Origin of the sequence: Luteococcus peritonei (genome assembly GCF_039526385.1) — a bacterium.
In the GTDB taxonomy this organism is placed as follows: domain Bacteria; phylum Actinomycetota; class Actinomycetes; order Propionibacteriales; family Propionibacteriaceae; genus Luteococcus; species Luteococcus peritonei.
The window spans coordinates 130,932-154,280 of record NZ_BAAAIX010000028.1 but is presented as its reverse complement, the minus strand read 5'-3'; the positions used below and the strand labels follow the sequence as shown (position 1 = coordinate 154,280).

21 protein-coding genes are annotated in these 23,349 nt (G+C 70.2%); 10 read left to right on the top strand and 11 right to left on the bottom strand.

Annotated elements, in window-relative coordinates; all coding sequences use genetic code 11:
• Positions 1–58: 58 nt before the first annotated feature.
• The 4 genes from ABD073_RS12420 to ABD073_RS12405 are packed head-to-tail and all read right to left on the bottom strand — an operon-like array spanning position 59 to position 3,348.
• The gene (locus ABD073_RS12420; protein WP_343875061.1) at positions 59–892 is read right to left on the bottom strand and encodes a sulfurtransferase; all 834 of its coding nucleotides are present in this window, start codon (positions 890–892) and stop codon (positions 59–61) included.
• Between the two features lie 26 nt (positions 893–918).
• On the bottom strand, positions 919–1,572 hold the full coding sequence (locus ABD073_RS12415) for a thymidine kinase (RefSeq protein ID WP_343875151.1): 654 nt from the start codon (positions 1,570–1,572) through the stop codon (positions 919–921).
• A 7-nt stretch (positions 1,573–1,579) separates the two neighbouring features.
• The gene (locus ABD073_RS12410; RefSeq protein WP_343875060.1) at positions 1,580–2,728 is read right to left on the bottom strand and encodes an alkaline phosphatase family protein; all 1,149 of its coding nucleotides are present in this window, start codon (positions 2,726–2,728) and stop codon (positions 1,580–1,582) included.
• Positions 2,725–3,348 (bottom strand): DUF5998 family protein, encoded by a 624-nt coding sequence (locus tag ABD073_RS12405; RefSeq protein ID WP_386751542.1) that lies wholly within the window; start codon positions 3,346–3,348, stop codon positions 2,725–2,727. Before ABD073_RS12405 ends, ABD073_RS12410 begins: the two co-directional genes overlap by 4 nt.
• Positions 3,349–3,582: 234 nt before the next feature.
• Here ABD073_RS12405 and ABD073_RS12400 point away from each other — a divergent pair, with 234 nt between their 5' ends.
• The 3 genes from ABD073_RS12400 (at position 3,583) to ABD073_RS12390 (ending at position 8,146) form a co-directional block, all read left to right on the top strand.
• Complete coding sequence (locus ABD073_RS12400) at positions 3,583–4,425, top strand: App1 family protein phosphatidate phosphatase (RefSeq protein ID WP_343875150.1); 843 nt, start codon at positions 3,583–3,585, stop codon at positions 4,423–4,425.
• A 33-nt stretch (positions 4,426–4,458) separates the two neighbouring features.
• Positions 4,459–5,466, top strand: coding sequence for a S66 family peptidase (locus ABD073_RS12395; protein WP_343875057.1), 1,008 nt, complete (start codon positions 4,459–4,461; stop codon positions 5,464–5,466).
• Positions 5,467–5,572: 106 nt separating this feature from the next.
• Entirely contained in the window at positions 5,573–8,146 is a 2,574-nt protein-coding gene (locus ABD073_RS12390) for a DNA gyrase/topoisomerase IV subunit A (RefSeq protein ID WP_343875055.1), read from the top strand.
• 18 nt (positions 8,147–8,164) lie between these two features.
• On the opposite strand, the gene ABD073_RS12385 is transcribed toward ABD073_RS12390, so the two are convergent.
• Positions 8,165–8,566 carry a hypothetical protein gene (locus ABD073_RS12385; protein ID WP_343875052.1) on the bottom strand — a complete coding sequence of 134 codons (402 nt, stop codon included), beginning with the start codon at positions 8,564–8,566 and terminating at the stop codon, positions 8,165–8,167.
• Between the two features lie 110 nt (positions 8,567–8,676).
• Here ABD073_RS12385 and ABD073_RS12380 point away from each other — a divergent pair, with 110 nt between their 5' ends.
• Positions 8,677–9,171 (top strand): beta-class carbonic anhydrase, encoded by a 495-nt coding sequence (locus tag ABD073_RS12380; protein ID WP_343875051.1) that lies wholly within the window; start codon positions 8,677–8,679, stop codon positions 9,169–9,171.
• Between the two features lie 64 nt (positions 9,172–9,235).
• Here the strand turns inward: ABD073_RS12380 and ABD073_RS12375 are convergent, their stop codons facing one another.
• Both ABD073_RS12375 and ABD073_RS12370 read right to left on the bottom strand, forming a co-directional pair.
• Entirely contained in the window at positions 9,236–10,549 is a 1,314-nt protein-coding gene (locus ABD073_RS12375) for an MFS transporter (protein WP_343875050.1), read from the bottom strand.
• Positions 10,550–10,633: 84 nt separating this feature from the next.
• Positions 10,634–12,727 (bottom strand): DNA gyrase/topoisomerase IV subunit B, encoded by a 2,094-nt coding sequence (locus ABD073_RS12370; protein WP_343875048.1) that lies wholly within the window; start codon positions 12,725–12,727, stop codon positions 10,634–10,636.
• Positions 12,728–12,954: 227 nt separating this feature from the next.
• Here ABD073_RS12370 and ABD073_RS12365 point away from each other — a divergent pair, with 227 nt between their 5' ends.
• The 4 genes from ABD073_RS12365 to ABD073_RS12350 all read left to right on the top strand — a co-directional run bounded on the left by ABD073_RS12365 (position 12,955) and on the right by ABD073_RS12350 (position 14,996).
• Positions 12,955–13,152 (top strand): DUF7455 domain-containing protein, encoded by a 198-nt coding sequence (locus tag ABD073_RS12365; protein WP_343875046.1) that lies wholly within the window; start codon positions 12,955–12,957, stop codon positions 13,150–13,152.
• Between the two features lie 162 nt (positions 13,153–13,314).
• A complete protein-coding gene (locus tag ABD073_RS12360; protein WP_343875044.1) occupies positions 13,315–13,623 on the top strand; it encodes an ArsR/SmtB family transcription factor in 309 nt (102 codons plus the stop codon).
• A 13-nt stretch (positions 13,624–13,636) separates the two neighbouring features.
• Positions 13,637–13,945: a hypothetical protein gene (locus ABD073_RS12355; RefSeq protein ID WP_343875042.1), complete on the top strand. Its 309-nt coding sequence runs from the start codon at positions 13,637–13,639 to the stop codon at positions 13,943–13,945.
• A gap of 136 nt (positions 13,946–14,081) precedes the next feature.
• Positions 14,082–14,996: a methylenetetrahydrofolate reductase gene (locus tag ABD073_RS12350; protein WP_343875040.1), complete on the top strand. Its 915-nt coding sequence runs from the start codon at positions 14,082–14,084 to the stop codon at positions 14,994–14,996.
• Positions 14,997–15,048: 52 nt separating this feature from the next.
• On the opposite strand, the gene ABD073_RS12345 is transcribed toward ABD073_RS12350, so the two are convergent.
• Together ABD073_RS12345 and ABD073_RS12340 are read right to left on the bottom strand one after the other, a co-directional pair.
• On the bottom strand, positions 15,049–16,065 hold the full coding sequence (locus ABD073_RS12345) for an LLM class flavin-dependent oxidoreductase (protein WP_343875038.1): 1,017 nt from the start codon (positions 16,063–16,065) through the stop codon (positions 15,049–15,051).
• Between the two features lie 56 nt (positions 16,066–16,121).
• Positions 16,122–17,192 (bottom strand): glutathione S-transferase family protein, encoded by a 1,071-nt coding sequence (locus ABD073_RS12340; RefSeq protein ID WP_343875036.1) that lies wholly within the window; start codon positions 17,190–17,192, stop codon positions 16,122–16,124.
• An 83-nt stretch (positions 17,193–17,275) separates the two neighbouring features.
• Between ABD073_RS12340 and ABD073_RS12335 the strand changes: the two genes are divergently transcribed.
• A complete protein-coding gene (locus ABD073_RS12335; protein WP_343875035.1) occupies positions 17,276–18,715 on the top strand; it encodes an FUSC family protein in 1,440 nt (479 codons plus the stop codon).
• A gap of 9 nt (positions 18,716–18,724) precedes the next feature.
• Here ABD073_RS12335 and ABD073_RS12330 read toward each other — a convergent pair whose 3' ends face one another.
• Complete coding sequence (locus ABD073_RS12330) at positions 18,725–19,240, bottom strand: GNAT family N-acetyltransferase (protein ID WP_343875034.1); 516 nt, start codon at positions 19,238–19,240, stop codon at positions 18,725–18,727.
• Positions 19,241–19,333: 93 nt separating this feature from the next.
• Positions 19,334–20,809, bottom strand: a complete 1,476-nt coding sequence (locus ABD073_RS12325; RefSeq protein ID WP_386751536.1) for an RNA polymerase sigma factor — start codon at positions 20,807–20,809, stop codon at positions 19,334–19,336.
• A gap of 202 nt (positions 20,810–21,011) precedes the next feature.
• Here ABD073_RS12325 and ABD073_RS12320 point away from each other — a divergent pair, with 202 nt between their 5' ends.
• On the top strand, positions 21,012–23,195 hold the full coding sequence (locus ABD073_RS12320) for a S9 family peptidase (RefSeq protein ID WP_343875032.1): 2,184 nt from the start codon (positions 21,012–21,014) through the stop codon (positions 23,193–23,195).
• The last annotated feature ends 154 nt before the right edge of the window (positions 23,196–23,349 follow it).

Here is a 23,349-nt window from a genome sequence, read left to right as displayed (position 1 = left end):
CGTACCGCTCATTTGTCACAGTTGGGGCGGTGAATTGACACTGGAAGTACCAGACTAATCATTGCTCTCCCAGGGCCACCGGCCGGGTGGGGTCACTGACCCAGTCCGACCACGAGCCCGCGTAGAGCACGAGGCCGCCGATCCCGGCCGCCGCAGCGCCGAGCTGCACCTGGCTCGCGGTGAGCCCGGAGCCGCAGCTGGTGACGTCGCCGGGCCGCAGCACCTCCAGGCGCTGGCGCAGCTCACCGGGCGGCAGGAAGCGGCCGTCGGACTGCTGCAGGGTGGTGGCGGGCAGGTTGAGCGCTCCGGGGATGTGGCCGGCCACCGGGTCGATCGGCTCACTCTCGCCGCGGAAGCGCTCCGCGGCGCGCACGTCCACTACATGCCTGCCCTGCTCCATCAGGCCGGGCAGCTCGTCGGCCGTGGCCAGCGGGAGCCGCCCCGGCTGCGCGACGACGTCTCCCGTCTCGGGGGCCGGGAGCTCGGTGGTGAGCTCTCCCCCGGCCGCGCGCCAGGCCTCCACCCCGCCGTCGAGCACCTGCACCCGCTCGTGGCCGTGGTGGCGCAGCAGCCACCACAGGCGGGCGGCGGCCAGCGAGTTGGCCTGGTCGCAGACCACCACGTGGGAGTCGGTCCGGACACCGCAGCGGCGCATGCTGGCCTGGAAGTCGGCGTGCGCGGGCAACGGGTGGCGCCCGCCCACACGGTCGGCGGCCACCGGGGCCGACAGCTCCTCGTCGACGTCCACGAAGACCGCCCCGGGCAGGTGCCCGGCCAGGTACTGCTCCCGACCCCAGCCCGGGCTGCCCAGCCGGTAGCGCACGTCGATCAGCACGAGATCCTGGCGGTCCAGCAGCTCGACGAGCTGGTCGGCCTGCAGCAGCGGCTCCATGGGCATCTCCTGGTCGAAGGGCAGGTCTAGTCGAAGGGCAGGGGCTCGGGGCTGGGCTCGGCGCCGGAGCGTGCCTTGGTCAGCTGCTGGCGGTGGTGCTTGCGGCAGAGCACCTCGTAGCGCACGGTGAGGGCCAGCTCCTGGTCGGCACCGGCGACGTCGCCGACCACCACCTGGGAGCCCTCCACCACCATCACGCCGTCCACCACGCGGGCATTGTGGGTGGCGCGCTGGCCGCACCAGCACAGCGGCTGCACCTGCAGCATCTCCACCCGGTCAGCCAGCTCCACCAGCCGCTTGGAGCCGGGGAACATCTCGGTGCGGAAGTCGGACAGGATGCCGAAGGCGAAGACGTCGATGCCCAGCTCGTCGACGATCCGCGCCAGGTCGTCGATCTGGCTGGCGACGAAGAACTGGGTCTCGTCACAGATGATGTAGTCCAGCTTGCGGCCGGTGGTGAGCAGGGCCACGACGTGCTCCCAGAAGCTGAAGTCGTCGTCCACCTCGGTGGCCGCCCGCGACAGGCCGATCCGGCTGGTGATGACCGCCTCGCCGGCCCGGTCGAAACGGGTGAAGAGCTGCCCCGCGCGGCCGTGCGAGCTCTGGGTGTAGTCCATCTGCAGGGCCAGGGTGGACTTGCCGCAGTCCATCGGTCCTGTGAAGAAGACCAGTTCCGCCATCGTCACCTCACCAGCTCGCCGGGTGGTCCACCAGCAGCGGCACCACCATCTCCGCGGACGTCAGCGAGCCGTGCTGGCCCACCAGTCCCAGCTCCCGCGGCAGGGCCCGGGTCATCACGGCCCAGTCCTCGCGCAGGGCCACCAGCACGTCGCCGAAGTGCTGCTCGACGCGGGGGTCCACCGGCCCGAACCAGCCCTCGGCCACGGCCTCGTCGCGCAACCGCACCACGGCCCGCTCCCCCAGCCGCTGCTGCCAGCGGCGCGCCACGGCCTCGGGGGCGTCGGTCCACAGCTGGCGCAGCCGTCCCTCGCCGGCCAGCAGGTCCACTCCGGCGCCGAGCTCCGGGTGGTCCTCCACCAGCACATGGCGCTCCGGCGGCACGTCGAGCATGCCGTGGTCGCCGGTGACGAGCAGGCAGACGTCGTCGGCCAGCGCCTCGCGCAGCGCGCCGGCGAAGGCGTCCACCCGGGCCAGGGTGTCGAGCCAGGCCTGGGAGCGCACTCCCTTGCCATGACCGGTGTGGTCCAGGCTGCGCTCGTAGACATAGGTGAGGCTCTGCGGCGCCCGGTCGCAGGCGCGCACCGCGGCCTGGATCCTGGCCTCGGCGTCCTGCTCGTCGACCGCCCAGAACTGCGGCCCACGCAGGGCCGCGGTGGTGAGCCCCGAGCCGGAGAAGCGGGCCGGGCCGATGGTGGTCACCGCGACACCGGCGGCGACGGCGCGCTCGAACATGGTCTCGCGGGGTTGGAAGGCCTCGGCGTCCTCCGGACCACCCTCCCAGGTGAGGGCATTCATGGCCTGGCGCCCGCCCGGCGCGCGGAAGCTGTAGCCGGCCATCCCGTGCTCACCGGGCACCAGCCCGGTGCCCAGGCAGGTCAGTGAGGTGGCGGTGGTGGAGGGCACCCCGGCGGTCAGCCGCAGCGCGTCGCCGAAGACCTCGGCGAAGTACTCGGTCTGGCCCAGGGCGGCCTGCAGCAGCTGGTGGCCCAGGCCATCGACCAGCAGCACCACCCAGCGTCGGGCCGAGGGCAGGCCGAGCCGGTCGTCGGTGCAGCCGGGAACGCCCAGGTGGGCGCCGACCGAGGGCAACAGGTCCGACAGGGTGGAGCGGCCGTAGCTGGGCAGCACCCAGTCAGCCGGGAGCGCGACGCTCATCGGCGGCGTCCGGTGGCGTGCTGCAGGACGGTGGCGAAGTCCACCAGGCGACGCACGCTGTGCGCCCCGTCGGCAGCCTCGCTCATCCGGATGGTGATGTCGTCGCCCACCAGGGTGCCGGTGTAGCCGTGGTCGGCCTCGCAGGTGGGGTCCTGGCAGCCGGCCGGCTCCAGGTCGAGCCGTCGCATGGTGCCCCAGCCGATGGTCAGCCAGCTCTCCACCACAGGGGCGGAAGGGTGGCTCTCCGGACTGGCCACCACCCGCGACAGCGCCACCGAGCCGACGCTGGACAGCGGCATCGCCTCGCTGGAGGTGACGGCACGGTCGGTGGGGGCCGGCTGGCCGAGACCATCGGTGGCGGGGCCGTCGTCGGTGTGGGTGATGAGCAGGCGGGTGGGCGTGGCCACCAGCACGGTCAGGTGGCGGTGGATCTCGTCGTTGGCGAAGGTGGCCTCGTGGTGCACCAGGTGCGCGTCGACCTGCTCGTCGCCCAGCGCCATCGCCACTGACTCGGCGACGAAGTCGGGGAAGTAGCCGCACGCGTCGATCTCCTGGCGCAGGGCGGTGGGCAGCACGAAGGACGGATTCACCCGCCCATGTTCCCATGTCGCTACAGTCATCGCATGTCCACCAAGCCCTTCGTGGGAGCCCGCGCCGAGGAATTCGTCATGCACCGGGTCAATGCACGCTTGCGCACCTCCGGCTGGCGCGAGAGCGTCATCCCCTACATGGGCTACGGAACCAATGACCACATCCGGGTGCTGGCGCGCGTGGTGCTGCGCCCCTCCGACCCGCAGACCCAGCTGGGGCAGGCCGCCGACAACTTCCTGGGTCAGCGCGGTTGGCGCAACTTCATGAGCGCCCCGGTGCCGCGGGCCGAGGTCTCCGTGTCGATGGCGGGCTCGCGGGTGGAGGTGCGTACCGACCGCTCCGGCTATCTGGACGTGCGGCTGCAGATCGACGGCCTCACCCCGGGCGAGCACCATGCCGAGCTGATCACCCCGGACGGCACCACCACCCGGCTTCCGGTGCTGGTCTCCTCCAGCGAGGAGACCTTCGGTCTGGTCAGCGACCTGGACGACACCGTGATCTCCACCTCGCTGCCGCGCCTGTTCATCGCGGCCTGGAACTCCTTCGTGGTCACCGAGGAGGGCCGCCGCGCGGTTCCCGGCATGGCCCGGATGTACCAGCGGATGCTCGCCGAGCACCCGGGCGCCCCGGTGATCTACGTCTCCACCGGCGCCTGGAACACCTACCCCTTCCTGAAGCGCTTCCTGGCCCGGCACGACTTCCCGCAGGGAGCCATGCTGCTCACCGACTGGGGCCCCACCAACACCGGCTGGTTCCGCTCCGGCCCGGAGCACAAGCGCACCTCGCTGCGCGAGCTGGCGCGTGACTTCCCCAATGTCCGCTGGGTGCTGGTGGGCGACGACGGCCAGCACGACCCCAGCCTGTACGGCGAGTTCGCCGAGCTGCAGCCCGACCGGGTGCGCGCCATCGCGCTGCGCGAGCTGTCCATGACCGAGCAGGTGCTGGCCCACGGCTCCACCACCGTGCTGGCCGATGACGACGACGTCACCTGGAGCCCGGACAAGGCCCCGGAGGTGCGCGCCCCCGACGGCGACCAGCTCTGGCCGCTGCTCAAGGCCGTCCTGGACGAGGACGAGCACCGGGCGGACGGCAAGGAAAAGAACTGACGCGAGGACGCGTGCTCCGCTAGCCTCGCCGCCATGCCGGAGTCACGCCCCACGATCCTCCCCCGTCGCCTGCGCACCGGAGACCAGGTGCGCGTCATCGCCCCGGCCGCCTCGCGTGCCTACGTGATGGGGCACGACAACACGCGCTGGGTGGACGAGCACTTCGCCGCACTCGGGCTGCAGGTCAGCCTGGGCGAGCACGTCGACGAGCTGGACGTCTTCGCCAGCTCCTCGATCGAGTCGCGGCTGGCGGACCTGCACGCGGCCTTCGCCGATCCCGAGGTGGCCTGCGTGATGACCGCCATCGGCGGCTTCAACAGCAACGAGCTGCTGCCCCACCTGGACTGGGAGCTGATCGCCGCCAATCCCAAGGTGCTGTGCGGCTATTCCGACATCACCGCGCTGCAGAACGCCATCTGGGCGCACACCGGGCTGGTCACCTACTCCGGGCCGCACTGGTCGAGCTTCGGGATGCGTGACCACTTCGAGCAGACCCTCGAGTGGTTCCGACAGGCGGTCTTCACCAGCGAGCTGATCGAGCTGCAACCCTCGCAGGCCTGGAGCGACGACGCCTGGTTCGCCGACCAGGACGACCGCCACCTGGAACCGAACCCCGGCTGGCGGGTGGTGCAGCCGGGCGAGGCGGCCGGGACCATCGTCGGCGGCAACCTGTGCACCCTCAACCTGCTGCAGGGCACCACACACATGCCCTCGCTGGACGGCGCGCTGCTCTTCCTGGAGGACGACGCGATCGTCGAGGGCGGGGAGTTCGCCCGCAACCTGACCAGCCTGCTCCAGCTGCCCGATGCCCACCTGGTCACCGGCCTGGTGCTGGGCCGCTTCCAGCGCGACTCCGAGGTGCTGGCCAGCCAGCTGGACGAGATGGTGCGCCGGCAGCCGGCACTGGCGGGCAAGCCGGTGCTGGCCGAGGTGGACCTGGGCCACACCTACCCGATGATCACCTTCCCGGTGGGCGGGCGTGCCGAGCTCTGCTGCCCCGCCGACGGAAGCCCCGCGCGGCTGGTCCTGACGCAGCACTGAGCGGCCCGCACGGCGTGGCTGTGCGGGCAGCCGCGCCCGATCGGCGACAATGTGGGGTCTGCGTGGAGCGATCCGCGCCCTGTCACACAGCGAGGAGCAGCAAGCCTTGGCCGCACGGAAGCCCACCGACAGTCCCGACGAGGACTTCACCGAGCGCATCACCGACGTCGACGTCACGTCGGAGATGGAGACCAGCTTCCTCGAGTACGCCTACTCGGTGATCTACTCCCGCGCCCTGCCCGACGCGCGCGACGGCCTCAAGCCGGTGCAGCGTCGCATCCTGTACTCGATGGACGACATGGGCATCCGGCCCGACAAGTCGCACGTGAAGTCCGCCCGCGTGGTGGGCGAGGTGATGGGCAAGCTGCACCCGCACGGCGACACCGCCATCTACGACGCCCTGGTGCGCACCGCCCAGTCCTGGTCGATGCGGCTCCCGCTCACCGACGGGCACGGCAACTTCGGCTCGCTGGACGCCGGCCCCGCCGCCATGCGCTACACCGAGTGCCGGATGGCCCCGGCGGCGCTGGCCATGACCCAGGGCCTCGACGAGGACACCGTCGACTTCCGGCCCAACTACGACGGCAAGGCCGAGGAGCCCTCGGTGCTGCCCTCGGCCTTCCCCAACCTGCTGGTCAACGGCGCCACCGGCATCGCGGTGGGCATGGCCACCAACATGCCACCCCACAACCTGGTGGAGGTGGTGCAGGGCCTGCGACACCTGATCAAGCACCCCGAGGCCGAGCTCGACGAGCTGATGCGCTTCATCCCCGGCCCCGACCTGCCCACCGGCGGCAAGATCATCGGCCTGGACGGCATCACCGATGCCTATGCCACAGGCCGCGGCTCGTTCAAGATCCGCGCCACCGCGCGCATCGAGCAGGTCTCCCCGCGTCGCAAGGGCATCGTGGTCACCGAGCTGCCCTATGCGGTGGGCCCGGAGAAGATCATCGAGCAGGTCAAGAGCCTGGTGCAGTCCAAGAAGATGACCGGCATCGCCGACATCAAGGACCTGTCCGACCTGACCCACCAGACCCGTCTGGTGATCGAGGTCAAGAACGGCACCAATCCCGAGGCGATCCTGCAGCAGCTCTACAAGAGCACCAAGCTGGAGGACTCCTTCAGCATCAACAATGTCGCGCTCGTCGAGGGCCAGCCGCGCACCCTGGGCCTCAAGGAGCTGATGGAGGTCTACCTGGACCACCGCTTCGACGTCACCCTGCGACGCACCCAGTTCCGTCTGGGCAAGGCCAAGGACCGGCTGCACATCGTCGAGGGCCGCCTGATCGCCATCCTCGACATCGACGACGTGATCGCCATCATCCGCAATTCCGACGACGTGGCCCAGGCCCGCGAGAAGCTGATGACGGTCTTCGAGCTCACCGAGGTGCAGGCCAACGACATCCTGGACATCCCGCTGCGCCGGCTGACGAAGTTCAGCGTGCTGGAGCTGGAGAAGGAGCGCAACGAACTGCACGCCACCATCGCGGCGCTCACCGAGATCGTCGAGGACCGCAACGTGCTCTCCCGCCTGGTCAGCGACGAGCTGGCCGAGGTGGCCAAGACCTACGGCGACCCGCGCCGCACCGTGCTGCTGGCCTCCTCCGGCGAGGTCTCGCAGACCGCCGCCCCGCTGGAGATCCCCGACACCCCCGCCTGGGTGATGCTCTCCTCCACCGGCCTGCTGGCCCGGATGGACACCGACTCCGACATCGCCGTCGGCGGCCGCCGGGCCCAGCACGACGTGATCACCAGCGCCATCAAGGTGAGCACCCGCGCCGACTTCGGCGTCATCACCAACCACGGCCGCCTGATCCGGGCCCGCGCCATCGAGCTGCCGACCGTGGTGCAGACCAATGACTCGCCCAACCTCAAGGGCGGCTCACGGGCCCGTGAGCTCTACCCGCTGGAGAAGGGCGAGAAGCCGCTGGCGCTGACCACCCTGCGCCCCGACTCCCCCGGCCTGGCGCTGGGCACCCGCAAGGGCGTCGTGAAACGGGTCCGCCCCGAGGTGCTGGGCAAGGACTCGTGGGAGGTGATCAGCCTGGATGCCGGCGACGAGCTGGTGGGCGCCACCGAACTCACCACCGAGGACTGCGAGCTGGTCTTCCTCACCAGCGAGGCTTCCCTGCTGCACTTCGCGGCCGACCTGGTTCGGCCGCAGGGCCGCTCCGGCTGCGGCGTGGCGGGCGTGAAGCTGCCGGCCGGTGCCCGCGCCGTCTGGTTCGGCGCCAGCCCGCGCACCGATGCCGTCGTGGTGACCGTCTCCGGCTCCTCGGAGGCCATCCCCGGCACCGAGGCGGGTTCGGTGAAGGTGACCTCCTTCGACGAGTACCCGGCCAAGGGCCGGGCCACCGGCGGCGTGCGCTGCCACCGCTTCCTGAAGGGCGAGGATGCCCTGGTGCTCGGCTGGGTGGGCCCGAAGCCCGCCGTGGCCGCAGCCACCAGCGGCTCGGCCATCGAGCTGCCGCCGGCCACCGGCCGACGCGACGGCTCCGGCACGCCGGCCCTGCAGCCGATCGCCGCCATCAGCACCCGCGAGCTGGGCTGGGGCCGTACCGAGGGCCCGCTGCCCGTCGATCACGACCCGGAGGCGCCGGTGGCCGAGGCCGAGCACGACGATCCGGTGCCCGAGCTGCCGGACAGCTCCGACGACCAGGGCATGGACACCCTGATCTGAGCTGTGGCCCCGGGGGGGTCAGTCCTCCAGGCCGTGGCGCAGCACCTCGTCGAGCAGGGCCCGGGTGCGCTGCTTGAGCTGCTTGGTGCTGGTGCGGCGGGCGCGGCCGTCCTGGGCGCGCACCAGCGGCAACTTGCGGCGCAGCACCTCCACCTGGCGTCGCCACTCCCCTGCCGTGGCCAGCTGGTCCGGGTCCTCGCCGAGCTGGGCGGCGGCCTGCTCGATGGAGTCGAGCTGCTGCTCGATGCGGGCCAACGGGTCCCGCGCGCTGGCGGCCTCGCCCACCCGGGCCACCAGCTTCTGCGCGTTCTCCTTCACCCGCGGGTCACGGGCCACCTGGGAGGCGAGCGTGCTGGCCACCCCGGCGATCGCCTTGGTCACCGCATCGGTCTGGGCCTGGTCGAGCTTCCTAGTGGCCATGGCTTCCTCTCGTGGTTCGGTCGGGACAAGCACCATTGTGCCTGTGAGATGCGCGACAGCTCGCGCTGGACAGGTGACAGGAGCTGTCGTGGCGGCGCTATTTTTCTGCCATGAGCAACTTCAAGGACCTGTTGCAGGCCAACGAGCGTTATGCCGAGCAGTTCACCGACGGTGGCTTCGACGGCATCGCCAAGGCGGGCGTGGCCGTCATCACCTGCATGGACTCCCGCATCGAGCCGCTGGGCATGCTCGGGCTGAAGCTGGGCGATGCCAAGATCCTGCGCACCCCCGGCGGACGGATCACCCCCGACGCGCTGACCGGTTGCATCCTGGGCGTCCACCTGCTGAACGTGGACCGGATCATGGTGGTCCCCCACACCCGCTGCGCCATGGCCTCCGGCACCGATGCCGAGATCGCCGACAAGATCGTCGAGTCCTCCAAGCTGGACCTGCGCGGCATGGTGATCGGCGCCAACCCGGACCAGCAGTCCACGCTGGACTACGACGTGCGGCTGCTGCGCTCGCACCCGGCCCTGCGCGGTCGCTGCACCGTGGGTGGCTTCATCTACGACGTGGACACCGGCAGGCTCGAGCAGGTGCACTGACAGCAGTCACCGGCTGGCCCCGCCGCAACCGCTGTCGGGGCCAGCAGCCCACTGCCTGTGACGGTCACGAGAGGACGCGGTCGTGGGTGACACCACGGATCCGCAGCGGGGCGAAGAGCGCCAGGCCCAGCAGGAGCGTGACGACGATGCCCATGATCCCCCAGCGCACCCCGAACAGTGCCGTGAACAGCCCGATCAGGGCCGGGGCGATGAAGCTCACCACCCGTCCGACGGTGGCGTAGAGGCCGAAGGTCTCGTTCTCCTCACCGGCGGGGATGATCCGGGTCAGCAGGGTGCGGCTGGCTGACTGCACCGGCCCCACCAGGAAGCTGATCAGCATGCCGCCCGCCCAGAAGACCGGGCGGCTGTTGGCCACCACGATGGCCAGTCCGATCGCGACGATGGCCACCAGGCTGCCCAGGATCACCGGGCGCGGACCCAGCCGGTCGTCGAGACGACCGAAGAGCCAGGTGCCGGCGGCAGCGGAGACACTGGCGGCGAGGCCGAAGTAGATCACCTGCGCCGAACTGAAGCCGTAGGCGCTGGCGGCGATGACACCGGCGAAGCTGAAGACGGCATTGAGCCCGTCGCGGTAGACGGCGGCCGCCAGCAGGAAGTGCAGCAGCCCACGCTCGTCGCGCCACATCCTCATCACCCGCCGGCCGATGTCGCGGTAGGCGGCGCCGACGCTGAACGGCTCGCCGGGGCGGGGTTCGCCGTCGGGGCCGAGCAGCAGCACCGGGACCGAGAAGCAGAGCATGAACAGGGCGCAGAAGAGCGCCACGCAGCGCACGTTGAAGGCCTCGCTGGTGGGCAGGCCCAGCATCCCGCCGTCGAGGATGAAACCGAAGAGCGCCACCGCCAGGCAGACCACCCCGCCCAGGTAGCCCAGCGCCCAGGCGGTGCCGGAGATGCGCCCCACGGTGCGCGGCGTGGAGATGTGCGGCAGCATCCCGTTGTAGAAGACGCCGGCGATGTCCTGCACCACGCTGGCCAGCGAGAGCAGCCCGGCGCCGAGGAAGAGGTAGGAGTCCTGCGGCTTCACGAAGAAGCAGGCCGCCATGCAGGTCACGGTCAGCAGCGTGGCGCCCGCCAGCAGGGCGCGACGACGGCGGACCCGGTCTCCCCAGGCACCCATCAGGGGCGCCAGCAGGGCCAGACAGATGCCGGCGGCGGTCTGGAAGTTGGACCAGACCACCTGGCCACGGGCCGGGTCGTCGGCGACGGTGCTGGTGACGTAGACCGAGTAGACGAAGCTCAGCATCACCGTATTGAAGGCATTGCCGCCGAAGTCGTAGGCGCTCCAGGCGGCCACCACCCGGCGCGGGGCGGCGGTCTCGTCCAGCGCGGCGCGTCGGCTCGGGGCATCGTTGCTCACGCGAGCACCGTAGCGGCCGACCTGGCCAGCCGGTCCTCGCCACTCGGAACCCGTCGGGTGAACTCTGGGTGTCTCGACGACGGTTCAGGCGTCGATCTGCTCCGCGTCGACCATGTAGGCGCCCTCGACGATGAACTCCTTGCGCGGGGCCACCTCATTGCCCATCAGCATCTCGAAGACCTTCTCCGCGGCCTCGGCGTCGTCGACGGTGATGCGTCGCAGCAGCCGGTGCCGGGGATCCATGGTGGTCTCCTTGAGCTGGTCCGCGTCCATCTCGCCCAGGCCCTTGTAGCGCTGCGGCTCCTTGAAGTTGACACCCTTCTTGGTGAGCTCCGCGAGCTTTCGCTGGTACTCCGCGTCGGAGTAGGTGTAGATGTAGCGGTCCTGCCCCTTGCGGGGATTGGTCAGCTCGAATCGGTGAAGCGGCGGCACCGCCGAGTAGACCCGGCCGGCCTCCACCATCGGGCGCATGTAGCGGAAGAAGAGGGTGGCCAGCAGGCAGCGGATGTGCGCGCCGTCGGAGTCGGCATCGGCCATGAAGATGACCTTGCCGTAGCGGGCCTGGTCCACGTCGAAGGTCCGCCCGGAGCCGGCACCCACCACCTGGATGATGGAGGCGCACTCGGCATTCTTGAGCATGTCGCCGACGCTGGCCTTCTGCACGTTGAGGATCTTGCCGCGGATCGGCAGCAACGCCTGGTACTCGGAATTGCGGGCCCGCCCGGCGGTGCCCAGCGCCGAGTCACCCTCGACGATGAACAGCTCGCTCTTCTCGCCGTCGGCGGAGCGGCAGTCCTTCAGCTTGGGCGGCAGGGTGGAGCTCTCCAGCGCATTCTTGCGACGCTGGTTCTCCTTGTGGGCCCGCGCGGCCACGCGGGTGCGGGAGGCACCGATCACCTTCTCCATCACGCGACGGGCCTGGGCCTTCTGCGCCGGCTTGGAGGAGTTCAGGAAGTCGCCCAGCTCACGCTCCACCACCCGCTGCACGATCCGGGTGGCGGGCGGGGTGCCCAGCACCTCCTTGGTCTGGCCCTCGAACTGCGGCTCGGCCAGCCGCACCGTGACCACCGCGGTGAGGCCCTCGAGGGTGTCATCCTTGATCACCTCGTCGCCGGCCTTCATCAGCCGGGTGCCCTCCATGGCCTTGGTGAAGGTCCTGGTCAGCGCCCGCTCGAAACCCTGAACGTGGGTGCCGCCCTTGGGGGTGGCGATGATGTTGACGAAGCTCTTGACGGTGGTGTCGTAGGTATTGCTCCAGCGCAGCGCGATGTCCACGGCCAGGTTGCGCTCCACGTCCTGCGGGGTCATGGAGCCGGTGGCCGCATCCAGCATCGGCACGGTCTCGACGAAGGTGTCCTCGCCCTGCAGGCGCAGCACGTCGGTGACCGACTCGCCGTGGGACAGGAAGTCGCAGAACTCGCTGATGCCGCCCTCGTGGTGGAAGACCTCGGTCTCCTCGACGCCGCTGCGGGCGTCGGTGACGGTGAACTTCAGTCCCGGCACCAGGAAGGAGGACTGGCGGGCGCGGGCCAGCAGCGAGTCGACGTTGAGCTGGGCGTCCTTGAGGAAGATCTGGCGGTCGGGCCAGTAGCGCACCCGCGAACCGGTGACGCCCTTGCGCACCTTGCCCACCTCGCGCAGGCCGGAGGCGGGGGTGAAGGGGGCATCGGGGCCGTCGCCGTCGAAGACACCCGGCGTGCCGCGCCGGAAGCTCATCGCATGGGTCTTGCCGTTGCGGTCCACCTCGACGTCGAGCCGCGAGCTGAGCGCATTCACCACCGAGGCGCCGACGCCGTGCAGGCCGCCGGTGGCGTTGTAGGCGCCGCCGCCGAACTTGCCGCCGGCGTGCAGCTTGGTGAAGATCACCTCGACGCCGCTCAGCCCGGTGCGGGGCTCGATGTCCACCGGCATGCCACGGGCGTGGTCGTCCACCTGCACCGAGCCGTCGGCGTTCAGGTGGATCTCGATGCTGTCACCGGAGCCGCCGAGCGCCTCGTCGATGGCATTGTCGATGATCTCCCACAGGCAGTGCATCAGCCCCTTGGTGTCGGTGGAACCGATGTACATGGCGGGGCGCTTGCGGACCGCCTCGAGGCCCTCCAGCACCAGCAGGTGCTTGGCCTCGTAGTCACGGCCCTGGGCGGGCTTGGCGGCGGTGGTGGTCTTGGCATTCGGCACCCGAGAAGGGTACTCGCCGCCTCCGACAGTTTCGCTGCTCCACGCCGGGCGCCGCCCCAGGGTGGCACCACCGTGCTGAGGTTGTGCTGTCGTCGAGCGACCACGCTTCAGCCCACGGCTGACAGGCCCCTACGACGGCTAGGGTGGGAACAAAGCAGGGATGCACCACGTTGGACCTTGTGTGACACCGCGGAGAATCCTCCGCCTGAACGAAAGAGGGCCCACACATGACCACTTCAGTCATCGAGGACCGCCAGCTGGACGCGACCGACCGTTGCGACCGTTGCGGCGCCCAGGCCTACCTGCGCGTCATCCTCGCCTCCGGCGGCGAGCTGCTCTTCTGCGCCCACCACGCTCGCGCCCACCAGGACAAGCTGCAGCAGGTGGCGCTCAAGATCCAGGACGAGACCTCCCGGATCAGCTGACCCCGTAGACCTCGACCAAGGGCCCGCACCATCCGGTGCGGGCCCTTGCGCATGCCCACGAAGCTGGAGGCCAGCGCGGCGCACCGCGTCCTGGCGCGGGCAAAGCTGAAGCCTTCCCCAACCGGTGGATCCAGAAGGATCTCCTTATATAACGTCGTGTGCATGGATGATCGCACCGAGCCGTCGGCCGAGGAACTGGGGGCACGGCTGTTCCGTGCCCTGGGCTCCCCGATCCGGCTGCAGATGCTGCGGGCGATCGCCCAGGAGGACCGTTGCGTCCATGCCCTCGTGGACCTGACGGGCGCCTCGCAGCCGCTCGTCTCGCAGCACCTGCGGGTGCTGCGCCAGGCGAACCTGCTGCAGGCGCGCAAGGTGGGCCGGGAGATGCACTACCGCCTGGCCGACCAGCACATCGCACACATCGTCGCGGACGCCATGGCGCACGCGGCCGAGCACCGCCCCCCGAACTGACCAGGAGAAGACCATGTCCCACACCCTCGCCGAAGAGCACACCCACAACCACGGCGCCGACTGCGGCCACCAGGCCGTGCAGCACCTGGGTCACACCGACTACCTGCACGACGGCCATGCCCACCGCGTGCACGACGACCACTACGACGAGTGCGCCAGCTGCGAGTGCGGCAAGTGCGACGGCCTGTGCGCCACCTGCAGCGCCGAGGGCTGCACCTGCGCCAGCTGCGGCCACCAGGACTGCGCCTGCGCCAACTGCAGCGACACCTGCGCCACCTGCTCCTGCACCGACTGCAGCTGCGAGAACTGCCAGCACGCCTGAGCGCTCCCCCTCGAGGCCCGTCCCCTGCCGGGGGCGGGCCTCGCCGTCTGCCGTCCCACGCTGTGGTGCTGGTCGGACCCCTGACGGGCTGCTTGCTAGCCTGCCAAGCCCGTCACCAACCACCGAAAGGCGTGCCATGCAGACCACCGCACCGGGACGCGACGGGATGCTGCTCTTCGCACTCACCCCTCCCCGGCAGTCCACCTCCCCGGAGCGGGCCGCGCAGATCGCCGACGCCACCCTGGCCCGGCTGGAGCAGGTCTCGCCGGACGCGGTGCTGCTCTACGACATCACCGACGAGGCCGACCGCACCGACGAGGAGCGCCCCTTCCCCTTCCTGCCCACCATGGATCCGGGCGTCTACTGGGAGCGCCACTTCGACGACTGCCGCTTCCCCGTCGTGGTCTACCGGGCAGTGGGCCACCACGCTGAGCCCGTGCTGCGCGACTGGCTGGGCCGGCAGGACGCCTCGCGGGTGCGCACCGTCTTCGTCGGCGGTTCCAGCAGCGATCGGGCGATGGCCACCACGCTCCCCCGGGCCTATGAGCTGCTGCGCGAGGTGAACCCCGATCTGCCGCTGGGCGGTGTCGCGATCCCCGAGCGCCACACCAGCAAGCGCAGCGAGCACCACAAGCTGCTGCGCAAGCAGCAGGCCGGCTGCTCCTTCTTCGTCACCCAGATCGTCTACGACGTCAACGCCGCCAAGAACATGGTCTCTGACTATCGGGTGGCCTGCGCCGAGGCGGGCGTGCAGATGGTGCCGGTGGTCTTCACCTTCTCCGTGGCCGGGTCACTGAAGACCCTGGAGTTCATGCGCTGGCTGGGTGTCGAGGTGCCGCACTGGATCGAGAACGACATGGCCTCGGCCGCCGACCCGCTGGCCATCTCGCTGCGCCATGCCCTGGGCGCGGTCAACGACATCGTCGGCTACTGCCGCCTGATGGGCATCCCCTTCGGCATCAACGTGGAGAGCGTCTCCTCGCGCAAGGTGGAGATCGACGCCGCGGTGGAGCTGGCCGGCCAGGTGGACGCCCTGCTGCGCGAGGGCTGAGCACGCACCAGGGGCCTCACCGCGTCAGCGGTGAGGGCCCCTCGTCGTGTGCTCAGCGGGTGGTGAGCCCCATCCGGGAGACGTCGCGCAGGGTGTCGATGCGGGTCTGCACGTCGTAGGTGGTGGCCGCCAGCATCAGCTCCTGCACGCCGGTGCGCTCCACCAGACGCTGCAGGTCGTCGGCCACCTCACCGGGGGTGCCCACGAACTTGGTGGCGGGCAGGTGGCCCAGCATCTGCTCGTCGAGCGGCGAGATGCCACGCTCGGCAGCGGTCTCGGGGCTGACCACCGGGGTGAGCCGGTTGGTGCGCAGCGCCAGGGCCATCTGCTTGGCGGGGCCGGCGAGGTAGTCGGCCTGCTGCGGCGTCTCGGCGGTGATGACCGAGGTGCAGATCATGGCATGGGGCTCGGCGAGCACCGGGGAGGGCTCGAAGCGGTTGCGGTAGGACTCCATCACGGCCACCTCGTCCATCTGGCCGAAGTGGTGCGCATAGCAGTAGCGCAGGCCGAGCATGCCGGCGAGCTGGGCGGAGTAGCCCGAGCTGCCCAGCAGCCAGACCTCGGGATGGGTCTCCCCCTTCGGTGTGGCCGACAGCTGGGCCGACATCGGGTTCTCCAGCCGGTTGTCGCCCAGCCAGCTCATCAGCTCCAGCACGTGCTGCGGGAACTCCTCGACGCCCAGGCTGTCGGTGGAGCGTCGCAGCGCGGCGGCGGTGCGCTGGTCGGTGCCGGGAGCGCGTCCCAGGCCCAGGTCGACACGGTTCGGGTAGAGGCCCTCCAGCAGGGCGAACTGCTCGGCCACCACGTAGGGGGCGTGGTTGGGCAGCATCACGCCGCCCGAACCGATCCGGATCCGCTGGGTGTGCGCGCCCAGGGCGGCCAGGATCACCGGCGGGTTGGTGGAGGCCACGGCCGGCATGTTGTGGTGCTCGGCCACCCAGAAGCGGTTGTAGCCGAGCTCGTCGGCAGCCTTGGCCAGGCTGATGCTGCGCTGCAGCGCCTGCGCCGTGGTGGTCTGCTCGGTGACGGTGACGAGGTCGAGGACGGACAGCGGGATCGGTGTGCTCACACCCATCCCAACCGCCCGCCCCCTCCCGCTATTCCGGCCAGGCGCGCGTGGAGCGCTCAGGCCAGGATGCTGTGCGGCGCCCGCTCGGCCTGGCGCACCGGGCCGGGCGCGGTGCCGTCCCCGAAGGGCCGCCCGCCCAGCGACTCGCGTCCGTGCTCGGTCAGCCAGCCGGCCAGGTCAGGACCCTTGGGCACGATCGACAGCGGGTTCAGGTCCGTGTGCACCACGTAGTAGTGGGCCTTGATCTGCTCGAAGTCGACGGTGTCGCCGAAGCCGGGGGTCTGGAACAGGTCGCGGGCATAGGCCCACAGCACCGGCATCTCGGTGAGCTTGTTGCGGTTGCACTTGAAGTGGCCGTGGTAGACCGCGTCGAAGCGCACCAGCGTGGTGAACAGCCGCACGTCGACCTCGGTGATGCTCTCCCCCATCAGGTACCGACGGGTGGCCAGCCGCTCCTCCAGCCAGTCCATGGCGGTCCACAACCGGTCGTAGGCCGCGTCATAGGCCTCCTGGCTACCTGCGAAGCCGCAGCGGTAGACGCCATTGTTCACCTCGGTGAAGATGCGCCGCATCACCTGGTCCATCTCCTCGCGCAGCGCCTCCGGGTAGAGGTCCGGAGCGCCCTCGCGGTGGAAGTCGGTCCACTCGGTGGACAGGTCCAGGGTGATCTGGGCGAAGTCATTGGTCACCACGGCGCCGGTGGTCTCGTCGACGACGGCGGGCACGGTGATGCCGCGCGAGTACTGGGGGTCGCGCTTGAGGTAGGCGTCCTTGATGCGCGGAATCCGCAGCACCGGGTCCAGGCCGTCGGGGTCCAGGTCGAAGGTCCACGAGTCGGCGTCGTGGGTGGGGCCGGGCAGGCCGAGGCTGATCGCATCCTCCAGGCCCAGCAGGCGTCGCACGATGATGGTGCGGTTGGCCCAGGGGCAGGCGCGGGCCGCCACCAAGCGGAAGCGGCCGGGCTCCACCGCGACGGCGTCCTCGCCCGGCTCGACGGTGCGCTTGATCCGGGTGGTGATGTAGCGGGTGTCGCGCTGGTAGTCCTTGCCCTTGCTGGAGTAGACGCCGCCCTTGGCGTGCTCCTCGAGCTCGGTGGTCGTCGTGCTCGTGTCCGGGTTGTTGTCCATTCAACTAATCTACCACCTGCGCTCAGCGGCCACCCAGCCTGCGCTCAGTCCGCTCCAAGACGAGCCTCATAGAATTGTTCGCGATGCGTACCACGACCAGCTGGATCCTCGATCGCCTCTGGCCGACCCGCCCCTCCGGCTGGTCGGCCTCCTTCGCACGCATCGTGCCGGTGGTGGGCAACATGGCGCGCCTGGCCATCGCCTCGACGCTGGCCTACCTGCTCACCCGCTGGCTGGTGCACGGCCCGATCGACCTCACCGCAGCGCTCACCGCACTGCTGGTGATGCAGGCCTCCGCCGCCGGCTCCTTCAAGAAGGGTGCGCTGCGCGTCGTCGCGGTGAGCAGCGGCGTCGGGATGGCCCTGCTGGCCACCGGCTGGCTCGGCATGCACTGGTGGAGCCTGGGTCTGGTGATCTTCGCCGCGCTGCTGCTGGCCCGCATGATGCGGCTGGGCGACTCGGCGCTGGAGATGCCCATCTCCGCCATGCTGATCCTGGGATCCACCCGCTTCGACGTGGCCGCCGAGACCCGGGTGATCTCCACCCTGATCGGCGCCCTGGTCGGTGTCGTCTTCCCGCTGCTGCTGCCGCCCGCGGTCCCCTACCGCTCCGCCTCCGCCTCCGTGCGGCGGGTGGCCGGCAGCAGCCGCGACGTGCTCTTCCGCGCCGCCGACGCCATGCAGACCGGTGACATCACCAAGCCGATGGTGGCCCGGTGGCTGGTGGACGCACGACGTATCACCGGCCAGATCGGCAAGGCCCACGAACAGGTGGAGGACCTGTCCGACGTGCGCCGCTTCAACTCGCGCGCCGTGGGGACCGCCGATGTCTCCCCCATCCTCACCAGTGGTCTGTACACGCTCGAGAACTGCCTGCTCAGCCTGCGCGCCATCTTCATGCTGATGGAGCGCCAGGCGCCCCCGGTGGCCGAGCACCCGGCCAACTTCCGCGCCGATGCGGACCGCGGCTTCTCGGTGCGGATCCAGGGCGGTGTGGCCGAGGTGCTGCGCCGGCTGGGCGACTGCATCGAGGCCTTCGGCACCATGGTGGAGGCCGAGGCGAACGGCAACGAGTCCAAGGCCCACGAGGTCTTCGCCGTGAACTACCGCCAGCTGCGCAATGCCCGCGCCGAGCTGGCCAGCCTGATGGCCGAGGCCGACGAGAACAGCCAGGAGTGGCTGCTGCGCGGCGGCATCCTGTCCGCCCTCGACCAGGTGCTGCAGATGCTTGACGTCGACGCCCGGGTGCGGGTGCGCCAGCGCTGGAAGGCCTCCCAGCTGGGACGCCGCCTGCCGCAGGGCCAGATCGGGCCCCGCACCACCGTGATGGACCGTGCCCGCCATGCCCGGCTGCGCGCCCGCCAGCTGCGTCGCCCCGAACCGACGCCCACCACCGCAGACTTCCTGGGCGACGAGGAGGCCACCCAGGTGATCCCGATCATCCGGGCCGAGGACCCCCCGCCCCCGGCAGCGGGCTCCGGTGGCGGTGGCGGGCTGTTCGGGCGACGGATCGCGCGACGCTGAGCCCAGTGCTCAGGACTGGCGGCGCACCATCCGCAGTTCCTCGACACCGAGGTCCTCACGCATCCGCCGCCCGCCGTCTGGCTCGAAGCCGTGCTTGCGGTAGAAGGCGATGGCCCGTTCGTTGCCGGCCAGCACCCACAGGTAGCAGTCCATGTCACCGATGGCCATCTCCATCAGCCGCTCGGCCGCACCGGTGCCCTTCACCTCGTCGGTGAGGTAGAGCATCGCCAGCTCCAGGATCTCGGGGGCGTCGGCCTCACGGGCCGGGCAGGCACTGGCCACCCCCACCACGCGCTGGTCCCGTGAGTCCATCAGGATCCAGAACCAGGTGCCCTCCTGACTGGACAACGCCCAGTCCATGGTGCGCCGGGCGATCGCACCCTCGTGGTTGCGCTGCTCGATGTGCTCCTGGTGCACCAGGCCGGCGTAGGTCTCCCGCCAGGCCTGCGCCTGGGCCCGCACCGCGCCCTCCAGCTCGGCCGGGTGCTCGGCCCGCTTGATCAGGTAGGGGGTGCGCTCGGCCATGGTTCTCCTTCGTGGTGGGTGCGGCAGCAGGATATCCAGCCGGGACGCGACGACGCCCGCCGGAGTCTCTCCGGCGGGCGTCGTCAGGTCTGCTCAGTCCAGGTAGTCGCGCAGCACCTGGGAGCGCGACGGGTGGCGCAGCTTGCTCATCGTCTTCGACTCGATCTGGCGGATCCGCTCGCGGGTCACGCCGTAGACCTTGCCGATCTCGTCGAGCGTCTTGGGCTGGCCGTCGGTCAGGCCGAAGCGCATCGAGACCACGCCGGCCTCGCGCTCGCTCAGGGTGTCCAGGACGTCGTGCAGCTGCTCCTGCAGCAGGGTGAAGTTCACCGCATCGGCCGGGACCACGGCCTCCGAGTCCTCGATCAGGTCACCGAACTCGCTGTCGCCGTCCTCGCCCAGCGGGGTGTGCAGGGAGATCGGCTCGCGGCCGTACTTCTGGACCTCGACGACCTTCTCGGGCGTCATGTCCAGCTCCTTGGCCAGCTCCTCCGGCGTGGGCTCACGGCCCAGGTCCTGCAGCATCTGGCGCTGCACGCGGGCCAGCTTGTTGATGACCTCCACCATGTGCACCGGGATGCGGATGGTTCGGGCCTGGTCGGCCATGGCGCGGGTGATGGCCTGCTTGATCCACCAGGTGGCGTAGGTGGAGAACTTGTAGCCCTTGGAGTAGTCGAACTTCTCCACGGCGCGGATCAGGCCCAGGTTGCCCTCCTGGATCAGGTCCAGGAAGAGCATGCCGCGGCCGGTGTAGCGCTTGGCCAGCGAGACCACCAGACGCAGGTTGGCCTCCAGCAGGTGGTTCTTGGCGCGCCGACCGTCCTCGACGATCCACTCGTAGTCCTCGAGATCCGCCTGCTTGATCTTGGCATCGGCGTCGTTGAGCTGCTCCTCGGCGAACAGGCCCGCCTCGATCCGCTTGGCCAGCTCAACCTCCATCTCGGCGTTCAGCAGCGCGACCTTGCCGATCTGCTTCAGGTAGTCCTTGACCGGGTCGGCGGTGGCGCCGGCCACCATGACCTGCTGCTCGGGCTCGTCGGTGTCGTCGGCATCGGAGACCACGAAGGCCTGGGTCTCCTCGACCAGCTCCTTCTCCTCCTTGGCCGTCTCCTCGGGCTTGAACTCGGCCTCGTCGACATCGTCCAGCGAGCGCTTCTTGCCGCCGACGGTCAGCACCACGTCGTCGCCCTCGCGCTTGACCTGGACCTCCACGTCCTCGCCGTCGGCACCGTCGATGGTGACGACCTCGGTCTCGTCCAGCTCCACCTCGTCGGCCAGGTCCTGCTTGGCGCGGGTGGTCTTGCGGGCCGTGGCCTTGGTGGCGGTCTTGCGGGCGGTGGTCTTCTTCGCCGGAGCCGACGCGTCAGCGGCCGGCTTGGCGGCAGCCTTGCGCGGAGCCGCCTTCTTGGCGGCAGCCTTGCGCGGAGCCGCCTTCTTGGCGGCAGCCTTGGTGCCCGTCTTCGGGGCGGTGCTCTCGGCGACCTCGGCCAGCTCGGCGGTCTCGGTCTTGGGGGAACGGGGCGTCACAAAGGATCCTCTCGGGAGTCCTGCAGATGGTGGTACGCCCATCCAGCAGGCGCACCGGTGGTGCAGTTGGAACAAGGGCGTGCTCAGGCCGGTGAAAGTCAAGAGTACTCCCGCAGTCATTTTGGCACGCCTCGGGGCTGAGCCCAAACGCCCGCCCACCCGGGGCCGCCGGAAGGGCGGCAACTGAACTGTGAACCCCGCCGACCATGGGCCTGGACCATTTCGGCGCGCCTAGGCTTGCGCCATGCCCATGCCTGATCCCGCGCTCGCCCCGGTCGCGCCCACCTTCCCCATCACCCGCAGCTTCCACGGCGACGAGGTCATCGACGACTACGAGTGGCTGCGCGACAAGCAGGACCCCCGCGTGATCAGCCACCTGGAGGCCGAGAACGCCTGGACCGAGCGGTGCACCGAGCACCTGGCCGGGCTGCGCCAAGAGATCTTCGACGACATCTCGGTGCGCACCCAGCAGACCGACCTCAGCGTGCCCGCCCGCGCCACCCACGAGACGGCCGAGGGCCGCCGGGCCTGGTGGTACTACACCCGCACCGTCGAGGGCAGCGACTACCCGATCCACTGCCGGGTGGCCGACACCACCGGCGAGCGCCCCGACCTCTCCTCGGCCGTCGCCGGCGAGCAGGTACTGCTCGACGGCAACCGCGAGGCGGAGGGCCACGACTTCTTCCAGCTCGGAGCCTTCAGCGTCAGTCCCGACGGCCGGCTGCTGGCCTGGAGCGTCGACCACGCCGGCGACGAGCGCTACGACCTCTACCTGCGCGACCTGGCCACCGGCACCGACACCGGTCCCCTGCTGCAGGGCATCGCCGCCGGGATCGCCTGGGCCGGCAACGACTTCCTCTTCTACTCCCGCGTCGACGAGGCCTGGCGCCCCTTCCAGGTCTGGCGCCATGAGCTGGGCGGCACCGGCGAGGACGCCCTGGTGCTGCAGGAGGATGACGAGCGCTTCTGGCTGGGCGTCGAGGAGTCGCGCGACCGCAGCCACCTGGTCTTCACCGCCGGCACCAAGCTCACCAGCGAGTGGTGGCTGCTGCCGACCGCCGACCCCACCGGAGTCCCCCGCTCCGTCGCCGGGCGCACCGAGGGGCTCGACTACTCCGTCGAGCTGGCCGGTGACCAGTTGCTGGTGCTGCACAACCGCGACTGCATCGACTTCAGCCTGGCCAGCGCCCCGCTGGACGCCACCAGCCCCGAGCAGTGGACCACCGTGGTCGAGGGCCAGCAGGGAACCCGGTTGGAGGGGGTGGAGGCCTACCAGGGCCATGCCGTGCTCAGCGGCCGCCGCGAAGGCCTGTCCGCCGTCGCCCTGCTGCACCGCCAGGGCGAGGGATGGGGCCAACCGCAGTGGGTGGCCTTCGACGAGCCGGTGCACGACGTCTGGCCCGCCAGCGAGGCCGACTGGGACAGCCCCAGCGTCCGGCTGCACTACACCTCGCTGGTGACCCCGGCCAGCATCCTGGAGTGCCGGCTGGCCGACGGGAGCACCAGCTGGCTGAAGCGCACCCCCGTGCTGGACCACCCGGTTCACGGCCCCTACGAGCCCACCGACTACGTGCAAGAGCGGATCTGGGCGCCCGCGGCCGACGGCACCCTGGTGCCGATCAGCCTCGTGCACCACAAGGACGTCGTCCCCGACGGGAGCGCCCCCTGCCTGCTCTACGGCTACGGCTCCTACGAGGTCTCCATCCCGCCCTTCTTCTCCGTCGCACGGCTCTCGCTGCTGCAGCGCGGCATTGTCTTCGCCATCGCCCACATCCGTGGCGGCGGCGAGATGGGCCGCGCCTGGTACGACCAGGGCAAGGAGCTGACCAAGAAGAACACCTTCACCGACTTCGTGGATTGCGCCCGCCACCTGGTGGAGCTGGGCTGGACCTCCCCTGACCGGCTGGCGGCCCGCGGCCGCAGCGCCGGCGGCCTGCTGATGGGTGCCGTCACGAACCTGGCGCCCGAGCTCTTCCGCGCCGTCAACGCCGGGGTGCCCTTCGTGGACGCGCTGACCACCATCCTGAACCCGGACCTGCCGCTCACCGCGGTGGAGTGGGAGGAATGGGGCAATCCGATCACGGATGCCGAGGTCTACGCCTACATGAAGTCCTACACGCCCTACGAGAACATCTCCGGCGGCCGCTATCCCGCCATCCTGGCCACCACCAGCCTCAACGACACCCGGGTCTTCTTCACCGAGCCGGCCAAGTGGGTCGCGAAGCTGCGCCAGAGCGTCGAGCCCAGCGCCGAGCGCCCCATCCTGCTCAAGACCGAGATGGTGGCCGGCCACGGCGGTGTCTCCGGGCGCTACGGCTCCTGGCGCGAAGAGGCCTTCGAGCTGGCCTGGATCATCGAGCAAATTGATCCGACCCTGCAAGCAGGTCGGGAGCAGATCGACCCGACCCTGCCAGCAGGTCGGGGGTAGATCGCACCCGAACCATCTGGACCACCGCACCGACCGCCCGGCCTCAGGGGAAACCCTGAGCCGGGCGGTCGTCGTGCTACGACCTGGGGCCGATCTTGTCCGCTCACAGCGTGAAAGTTGTTTTGGGGGGCCTCGTCGTGGATCGAATCGGGAA

Excerpts from the sequence above, each read along its gene's own strand:
- ABD073_RS12355 (WP_343875042.1), top strand. The coding sequence starts at position 13,637 with ATGTCCCACACCCTCGCCGAAGAGCACACCCACAACCACGGCGCCGAC.
- ABD073_RS12415 (WP_343875151.1), bottom strand. The coding sequence starts at position 1,572 with ATGGCGGAACTGGTCTTCTTCACAGGACCGATGGACTGCGGCAAGTCC.
- ABD073_RS12330 (WP_343875034.1), bottom strand. The coding sequence starts at position 19,240 with ATGGCCGAGCGCACCCCCTACCTGATCAAGCGGGCCGAGCACCCGGCC.
- ABD073_RS12340 (WP_343875036.1), bottom strand. The coding sequence starts at position 17,192 with ATGGACAACAACCCGGACACGAGCACGACGACCACCGAGCTCGAGGAG.
- ABD073_RS12350 (WP_343875040.1), top strand. The coding sequence starts at position 14,082 with ATGCAGACCACCGCACCGGGACGCGACGGGATGCTGCTCTTCGCACTC.
- ABD073_RS12325 (WP_386751536.1), bottom strand. The coding sequence starts at position 20,809 with ATGGGCGTACCACCATCTGCAGGACTCCCGAGAGGATCCTTTGTGACG.
- ABD073_RS12360 (WP_343875044.1), top strand. The coding sequence starts at position 13,315 with ATGGATGATCGCACCGAGCCGTCGGCCGAGGAACTGGGGGCACGGCTG.
- ABD073_RS12335 (WP_343875035.1), top strand. The coding sequence starts at position 17,276 with ATGCGTACCACGACCAGCTGGATCCTCGATCGCCTCTGGCCGACCCGC.
- ABD073_RS12420 (WP_343875061.1), bottom strand. The coding sequence starts at position 892 with ATGGAGCCGCTGCTGCAGGCCGACCAGCTCGTCGAGCTGCTGGACCGC.
- ABD073_RS12380 (WP_343875051.1), top strand. The coding sequence starts at position 8,677 with ATGAGCAACTTCAAGGACCTGTTGCAGGCCAACGAGCGTTATGCCGAG.
- ABD073_RS12400 (WP_343875150.1), top strand. The coding sequence starts at position 3,583 with ATGAGCGCCCCGGTGCCGCGGGCCGAGGTCTCCGTGTCGATGGCGGGC.
- ABD073_RS12365 (WP_343875046.1), top strand. The coding sequence starts at position 12,955 with ATGACCACTTCAGTCATCGAGGACCGCCAGCTGGACGCGACCGACCGT.
- ABD073_RS12405 (WP_386751542.1), bottom strand. The coding sequence starts at position 3,348 with ATGACTGTAGCGACATGGGAACATGGGCGGGTGAATCCGTCCTTCGTG.
- ABD073_RS12410 (WP_343875060.1), bottom strand. The coding sequence starts at position 2,728 with ATGAGCGTCGCGCTCCCGGCTGACTGGGTGCTGCCCAGCTACGGCCGC.
- ABD073_RS12395 (WP_343875057.1), top strand. The coding sequence starts at position 4,459 with ATGCCGGAGTCACGCCCCACGATCCTCCCCCGTCGCCTGCGCACCGGA.
- ABD073_RS12320 (WP_343875032.1), top strand. The coding sequence starts at position 21,012 with ATGCCCATGCCTGATCCCGCGCTCGCCCCGGTCGCGCCCACCTTCCCC.
- ABD073_RS12385 (WP_343875052.1), bottom strand. The coding sequence starts at position 8,566 with ATGGCCACTAGGAAGCTCGACCAGGCCCAGACCGATGCGGTGACCAAG.